Consider the following 8,273-nt stretch of genomic DNA (forward strand, 5'->3'; position numbering starts at 1 on the left):
TAACTCATGAAACCGAAGGCTTGGGAATGGACGACGTTGGAAGTGGTCATAATGCACCTTCCTATAGTAATTAATTTATGAAAAAAACACGAAGGCCCCGGACTTCCTTAACAAGGAAAAGTCCGGAGCAAAACCTCATCATCAGATAATGCCGACAATACCTATTGACTTGACAATTTCGTCAATCGCCACCTGCTTATTATATTAATTTCAAATTCAATTTATTACGACTATCAGTCAGCGTAGGCGGATCAAATGACACCGACAAAGCGTGCCGATTACCCTCTTCATCCCGTACTACGAATCGAATAGCGGGATCCATCTGTTTCCGGTAAAACTTTCGCTGGTCACCGTTAGCCATTCCGTCGTACCAGTACTTCATATCATCTGTTCGGCGCAAGGCGACGATCAACTCGCCGGGAGAAGGCTCCTTGCCATGAACAAACTCACTGGACAGTGACTTCTGATACCCCCTCATCAACCCCCAAAAGTAAGGGTCGAATGACAGGCCGTCCGGTTTAGGGCTGTCACTATTTTGATAGTTGGCAGGATTAAAGGCATAACCGGTGTAACTGAAAAAAGTCTCATCCAACAATTCACTCTCCCACTGAATCATTGAAACATTGTCTTCAATGAACAACGTAGAAAACAACACTGGATAAACACCCGATCGGCTATAGCTTAAACGCCAATAATCTTCGGACTGACGGTAATAACTAAAATAATCCCCCTCGGGGTACGTCGGAGTTGGCTCTCCAACGTAACCGTTCGGATCCCCCCAAACGCGATCGCGGTTGAAATCGTAATGCCCTGGCGCTGGCGTCGGCGGACTGATACCTTGCACAGTCACTTCGTAGCCCTCGGTCTTGTCGTCCGTGGAATTATAGGTCCCCCTAGGTGAGTCAAACTGCGCATAGAAGGTGCGACTACCTTCCACGGCAAAGTGAATCCATAGTTCGCGATAACGAACACCATTGTTATTGGGCGTCGGCAGGACCGATGAAGGCGACGACGCAGCTGCCGTGGGCGAATAGAGTCTGAAGCGATTCCGTTTTTTGTTGGCGGCCCATGCGATGCCACTGTCGTACTCAATGCCTTCCTGGGTGACGGGCACGAAAGGCACTGGGGAATTGCTCCGTTGTTCCACCAATCTGAGTGTTGCCAGCTCTGCATCGCTGACTGGGATGTACACATCCTCACCGTCCACTTTGACGGGTTTTGTTTCGATTTTGATAACAACGTAAATCTGTTGATAGCCATTGCTGAAGCAGCCATTTGGGCTTAGATCCGGGACGTAGATAGAAAACTCTTGAAGTTCTTCCCAGGTCGGCGGGGGGGGATCTTGCTCGGTGAGTTGGATGATGCTGAAGCCAGCTGCCTCCTCCTCACCATCGATGACGAACGCGCACCTGACCACACTTACGTTTGAAGAAGGCGCGTTCGGCGGCGTGAACAGCCCGTTGCCATCGACCCAACCCTCGCCGATAACGTCCCATTTGGCATATTTTTCTGGTACATCCGCGTAGAACTGAATGGGGGTCGAAGCCGTAATAGAAGCAACGTAGGGTGGGTCTGTTAACACAGAGTGCGGTGTTTTGATTAATACGATGCTTGCTTCAATCGCTTCTTTCGAAACCGAATCTGTGACCCTGACTTTCTGAATGGCCAAAGGATCCGTCAGATCAACAGGTGGCTTGTAAATGGCGTGATTGTTATCTATGACTTGTAGCGTTCCTTCCGATGGCGCAAGTGCTGCCCATTCTAATTGCCCCCCCCCGCCCAGCGCAGTCGCCTTCAAGTAAATCGGGGCGGCGTTGGCACCGATGCTACTGGTGCATACCCGCGAGGAAATGCTCATGCTTTCAAACGCCCCGAGCACCAGCGCAGAACTCGTTTGTAGCGTGCCTCCCTGTGCATATTGGGCCGTCACGACAACAGGCTGTTGTTGATTCCCCATACGTGATTGGACGGGAGCTGTGTAATCCCCCCCCGTTGGAGTCACCGTGCCAACCGAAAACGGGCTGATGGGATTGTTGACACTCCATTGAGCATTGACCGCCGTCCCATCACTTTTACGGGCTCTGAAGGTCTGACTGTCACCAGCCTTGAGGCTGATAAACGGCGGCTCGATCGTTACTCTGTCGTCGCCAGGTTTGATATTGCCCAATACCAGCAAGTCATGAGGCTCATACGACCCTTCGATACGTTCAAAGTAGTTTCCACCAGGCAACAGCAAACTCGTAAGCACATCCAACTGGACCTCATCGAGTAACTCGATCCATTCATGATTCAACACCAGCGACGCCGTATACAGGTCTTTACCTGCAGATTGATCCTTCGGAATCAGGTAAGGGAAGCCACTGCCTTCAGTCGGTAGTCCCTCACCGTTTTCATCCTTGATTTTCAGCCGGACAAACATCAACACCGCGCCATCGTTCGGGTCGGTTGATCCTTCGGGGGCTTTCTGGGTCCGAATATAAAAGCCAGTAGGACTCAGCGGGTTGTACCCGCTGAAATCGAACAGGCCTAACTCAAAAATGCGATTGTCATCTGGGAGTGCGGCCAGATGGCTCTGAATAAGTGCCGCTATCGGGCCCTGCATGCCAACGCCTTCGCCCAGATTGCACGTCATCTCAGGGTCGCTGGCCAAGTCCAAAGTCACCCGCCCACGTTTATCGACCTCTCCCTCCAACTGGTTCAGGCCGATTTTCATCTCGACCTTGTAACCCATCCCTTCAGTAATACTGAAGCTAGTCGACAGACGCGCTGCTCCGTTTCTCGGCAGGCTGATTGCGGTATAGGTGCCCGCGACAATGTTCATGCTCAAGGTCACAATAGAATGATCCAGCGAAGCCGAACCGAAGGACAACACTGGCCTTCCTAAAAGCAGGCCGTCCAGCCTCATTGATTCAGTCCCGCCGGTGCTGAAGACCTCACCCTTGATTGGCGGTATGAATCGACCTGCGGTCAACCAGCCGAGGTACTGTTCTTCCAGCAAGCGATTGAGTTGGGCACAACCGAGCGCGACAACCGCCCCCCAACCATGGGTGATGGAGCGCCCCTTCATCTGGTTCAACAAACTTTCAAGTGAGTTAATAGACATGGCAAATCTCCCAACAATTAATGAACGTTAACTGGCTGAGCATCAGCGCATAACATTCGGATGGTTTCGGGTACGCCGAACAGTGGTATTGGCAGGATAATGTGGCCCATAAACGGATCAATATCTTCAATCTCCCGGTAGACGGTAACCACCACAAATCTGTCCGGGCCGGTGAGATCCAAGGTCAATATCCCGGTGTTGCCATCGATCTGGGCCGACGCTGCACCAATCACTACAGTCCAGTCCAAAAGCTCTGGTTTCACCGGACCGCTACTTCGCATTGCCAAAAGTTGGACTTGGTTGTCTGGTAAATTGGCAGTGTTATCGACAACCAGTGTGTAATAAGACGTCTCATGCAGAACAAGGACCTGAGCAAACTCGGCAACATCAGTTTCTGGATTTCGAACGATGATCTTGTCGACAGTGGGTCTTGAACCTATGACCTTTGGCCCTGGAAAATAACTATGGTCCTTACCCTCTGCAGGGTTTTTTCTAACGGTCGCCCCTGAACGCGGGTCCTCAATGGACCAGTCCAACGCCCTGCCACCGACAGTGCCCGCCGATACATCCAGGTCTCGCGGATCACCCGCTGTCGCGACCTGGATTATTGGGTTGACGGTGATGCCCCGGCGCATCACGGTGACCAGTGCAGAGCTTGTGTGGGGACCTTTGGTGGCCGTCACCCGCACTCGCACGAAGTTGCCTTCAAGTTGGGCGGCTGTGGGGGCGGTGTATTTTCCGTTTGCGTCAATAGCTCCGACCGGAGAGGTTTCACCGAGGATGTTGTTGACTTCCCACTTCAAACCCGTGACTGGGGGTTCGGGAGTGAACTGAAATGTTTGACTGTGGCCGATAACCGGTTCGAGTTGGTTGATGGTGAAGGTGGTTTGGGTGGGACCGACGTGGCCGAAGAGTGCAAGATCAACAGGGAAATAGACACTCTCCAGCTTTAACGTCTGGTCCCCACGAAACAAAAGACTATTGAGTGCAAAAACATCAATATTCGGCACACACTCAGAAATCCTATCAAAGCAACTACTCACCAAATTTTCAAAAGCCACTCTCACCAGAGGCAATAACTTCGATCTCACCTCGTGCAGCGGCAATTCAACACTTAAGTTCAAGATCTGTATTTCAAGATCATCTGGGTACGGAGGATCAATTAACTTAAGCTCCGCACCTAGCAAACCATCCTTTATCGCAAACTCCATCATTCTTGTAGCGCTATGCTTCATCTCAATTCTTCCGGAACCAACCGTCGCATTATTTCTTGCAACGTAAGCCGTAAGTTCCTGAGTACCATACAGGGTAAACCCTTCAGAATTCGCTATATCCCCGCTATGAAACGTATAGCCAGGACAGAAAAAAACACATTGATTTTCCACGCCACCATCATAAAATTCTATACGGAAATGTACCACATTCACCGTGTATTCATTTACCGGTATTGAAATATCAGGCTCAAACCTATAGAAATCGCCAAATATAGTTCTAATCGCACTTATAACATCTTTACTCATGACACTTTCAAACTTTGAGAAACCGCCTTGCGCTTTATTCATTCCGCTTTGAATCACACGCTCCTTTACTATTTTCTGATTAATCAATGCCAATGCCGAATACCCATCCGGCAACAAATACATTAGATCAGCATTGTCAATCGGCAGCGTCCCATTACTGTCTCCCTCCATGGCAACAAAGACCAATACCGCCCCTTCACCATCGTCTTCATTGTCCAAAAGCGTAGCGCCGGCATTTTCTTTGCTATGCGTACGAATGACAAACCTTGCCGGTTTCAAAAACTGATCAGGTTCGAACTTCAGCTCATTCAACACAAAAATCTTTTCACTTTCCGGCAAAGGCATGAAGATCTGCTGCATCCGTTCGCCGGCCACTTTACGCAAATGTTCAGTCTGCACATACGTCAATGTATAGTTAGTACCCTTTGAAATATCCAGTTCCACTCGCCCTGCCGACGACACGCTACCTTGACTCGCCAGCAGGTTGATATCAAACATCAAGCGTGGGCCATCCAGCACATCCTCGTCGGAAATCCTGCTGACACTCCACTGAGATTCGCCTTGCGCTTTGTTAAAGGAGAGGTGCGTACCGCCCACCACGTGCATTGTCAATTTCGCCCTGGACTCTTGCAAGTTGGAATCTTTAAAGGACAGGCGTGGCGAATCCAATTGATAGTTATGCAAATACTCTTTTTGTGTCGGCGTTGAGTTATCCAGGATCTCCTCAGTAATCGGCTTCAAATAACTAGTTTCACCGAACCGTGCAATGTATTCCTGCAGCAAGACCTTGTTTGTCTCAGCACGCCCATACGCCATGATCGCGCCCCAATCCAGGGTCCGGGGTTTCTCTTTAAGCCATTCCAACAGGTTCTCGACAGAATGAGTGTCCATGATTAATTTCCCTACTGTAATTAATGCTGTAACGAATGGGGTTACGCAACAAGCGTTGGATCGCTGTCTCTAAAAGGGGTATAAGTTTGACCCCCATCAAAACTGACGCGCGCCTTCATTGTGAATTTCTCGTTGAGTTCTAGATCTTCCAGAAAGTCTTTCGGCAGTTTCGCGTCTACTTTTTTATTGAAAAACTCTGCCGGTGTAACCGGTAGTGCATCTCGAGCAAACACACGAACATCTTGCCCTGCCTTATTAACCCCGGTAATCTCCATCGTCAATAACTGGCCCTCAGCCATAAATGGCCACGCGTAAAAGGGCAGGGAATCTATTTCCAAATCCGCTCCGTTAAAGTGGACCTCAAATAAAGACAACTTTCCGTCCCTGACCTGCCTACATTTTGTGAGCGGGTACCGTGATGCAGGCAGCGGTGTTACAAGTAAATGGAATGGAGTCGAGTCAACACCATCGGTAACTACGCGGTAAAACACCGGAAACCGCTTTTGCTCGAGTGTCGACATATTGGCGGCAATTGCGCTGGGCGGGATAAAAAACCACTGGTCAGGACCTGGCGTCAATGCGATATGACGCCCTCCGTTTTCATGCCCATACCAGTGCATTTCTACCGCCCCCCCGCCGGTTTCCGCATCGTCAGGGACCTTGACGTAAACACCACTGGTATTCGCCTCTAAATACCCTCCGACTGAATCCGCTGTCGCGTCTTTGACAATGGGTGGCGGTAGGTGCAAGGATTTCTTGATATCCAACGGGAGCGATTCGGCAGTTCTTGCAACACCGCCACGTGCAAATTGATAAGTCACCTGTACCTGGCCGTTACTATTGGCCACCAGCCATTGCGGTTCGATCAGGAACTCGATCAAGCCGCTGTCCAGTGTGGAGCGGTCGACTCGCAGTGCTTTGATGACACTCTTGGCCCTTTCGCTGCCCGTCCAGTAAACCAGAACCCAATCACCTTCCTGAATGTCTGTATAAACAGGCTTGACCTGCAACGTCAGTCCATTCGGGTACGTACCTGGGTTGATCGGGTCACCTGTGTAGCCTTCGAACGTAATAGGCGGTAAAGGAGCCGATTCTGGTTTGACGATATCAATGCGTTGTACGTCGGAATCACTTGCCTGACCTGCACCGCCGGCGTATTCAATGCGGTAACTGATCTCGGCGTATCCCCCAGGAATGCCGATAATCTCGATAAGGTCGACTGTAAACGTCAATGGCTGTCCAAGGTGTTCAGCCTTGATGACCTTGAACTTCGAGTATTCAGGCTGTGGTACCCCTTGTAAGTAGCCTTGCCATTTGAAAGTAACTTTGTCCCCGACACTCATGGCCCTGTAAGGCGGAACTACAGCAGTTACATCTTCCGATACGTCGTCCGGATCCAGTGCAAGTTCATGGGATTCTTTTATCTGCGCAACCGGTACATTCGCACTTTGTTGCGCGCGCTTACCCACGTAGCAAAACACACGCAACGACTCCGGCCCCTTGATATTCGGATCAAGGGGATCGCCGACAGCATACGAATAAAACGCAACACCTTGATCCAGTTTTTTCAGGACATCATTGGGGACGTACACCGGCATTCCGAGTGCCGGGGTATAGCCGCCCTCTATACTCACATTCACTCGGGCGGTACTGTGGTCGGCTACTTCACCTGATGCGCCACACCCCCGCCAGTTTGGCCAAAGTGCATCATCAATGGCGATACTCGGGTACTTGATATACGTCAGCAGTGGGCCATCGCCCAATTTATCCAGATCGATCCAGTCGCCAGGCTGTAGTTCCGGGATGTCAGGGCGAGGATTGAGCTCCGCCATGGGTTACTCCTTGACAATTAGAATTCAACAGAACTTCTGAGTGTCAAGGTTGCGCTTGATTGGCCAGGTTGGCTACTAACAGAACTGCTAGGTTTTTTACGCATTAACTGGCGATATGCTGATACCCCTTTTTACCCACCGCGAACTCCTACTCCAACCAAAAAAACACTGTTATAGCGTGTACTTGACGATCTTCCTCCCCTCACCACGCCATTCGTTACGCACCTTGGAAACTAGCAGAACTGCTAGGTTTAAATAAAGCCAACCGATGGTAACGTCTAGTTTGAAGGCAGGACCTACCAACCGTACTCACAATGAGATCCCACAATCATGAAACCCATAAGAGCCATCACCTATGGAGTTCTTTTAACGATAGGTGCTGCCTATTCAGGCACAGCAACCTTTGCTGGCGGAACAGTAATTCTTCGGGACAACGATGCTGACCAATGCAACTTACCCGTACCGGAGCCTGGCCAGGAAAAAACGTATTCGTTTGTCAACGGTGAAGCGCTGCCGTGCGGCAAAGATTGGAACGACAAGGCCCGCACCTTCCAGCTAGGTGAAGTACCTTCAGCGACTACTGTTCTTATCGCCACCAACAGAAACTGCTGGAACACTTCAATGCCAGAGGATGCCCCGTGGTTTTTGCTGAAAACAATAAAAAAACTGACCAGCACTAACATTATCGAAATTGCATACCTCGCCTCCTTCTCGGAAAACCAAATCATTGAGCCTGGCTTGCAAATGGTCGAATTTAAACGTAGCGATGTCAATCGAGATAAAATCTCGTGTATTCGCATAAAAACCTCTGCCGCGCCACCCATTCCCTCAACAGCCCCGTGAACATTTTAAATGATTAAAACTTGAGGAGAATGAAATGACCACTTCCGCAATTGTCCATTCCCAAGCCTTTGGCTTCATGAAATC

At 50.0% G+C, this 8,273-nt stretch carries 4 protein-coding genes; 1 reads left to right on the forward strand and 3 read right to left on the reverse strand.

The window, feature by feature from the left end; genetic code table 11:
- Positions 1-199 precede the first annotated feature (199 nt).
- From QYH43_RS26710 to QYH43_RS26720, 3 genes are read right to left on the reverse strand one after another with little or no spacing between them, the layout of a single operon-like run.
- Positions 200-3,103, reverse strand: a complete 2,904-nt coding sequence (locus QYH43_RS26710) for a hypothetical protein (RefSeq protein ID WP_301158509.1) — start codon at positions 3,101-3,103, stop codon at positions 200-202.
- Positions 3,104-3,120: 17 nt separating this feature from the next.
- Complete coding sequence (locus tag QYH43_RS26715) at positions 3,121-5,514, reverse strand: hypothetical protein (protein ID WP_301158510.1); 2,394 nt, start codon at positions 5,512-5,514, stop codon at positions 3,121-3,123.
- Between the two features lie 41 nt (positions 5,515-5,555).
- Entirely contained in the window at positions 5,556-7,346 is a 1,791-nt protein-coding gene (locus QYH43_RS26720; protein WP_301158511.1) for a hypothetical protein, read from the reverse strand.
- Between the two features lie 330 nt (positions 7,347-7,676).
- On the opposite strand from QYH43_RS26720, the gene QYH43_RS26725 reads away from it, so the two are divergent.
- A complete protein-coding gene (locus QYH43_RS26725) occupies positions 7,677-8,189 on the forward strand; it encodes a hypothetical protein (protein WP_301158512.1) in 513 nt (170 codons plus the stop codon).
- The last annotated feature ends 84 nt before the right edge of the window (positions 8,190-8,273 follow it).

Origin of the sequence: Pseudomonas sp. C32 (genome assembly GCF_030417915.1) — a bacterium.
Lineage (GTDB): Bacteria > Pseudomonadota > Gammaproteobacteria > Pseudomonadales > Pseudomonadaceae > Aquipseudomonas.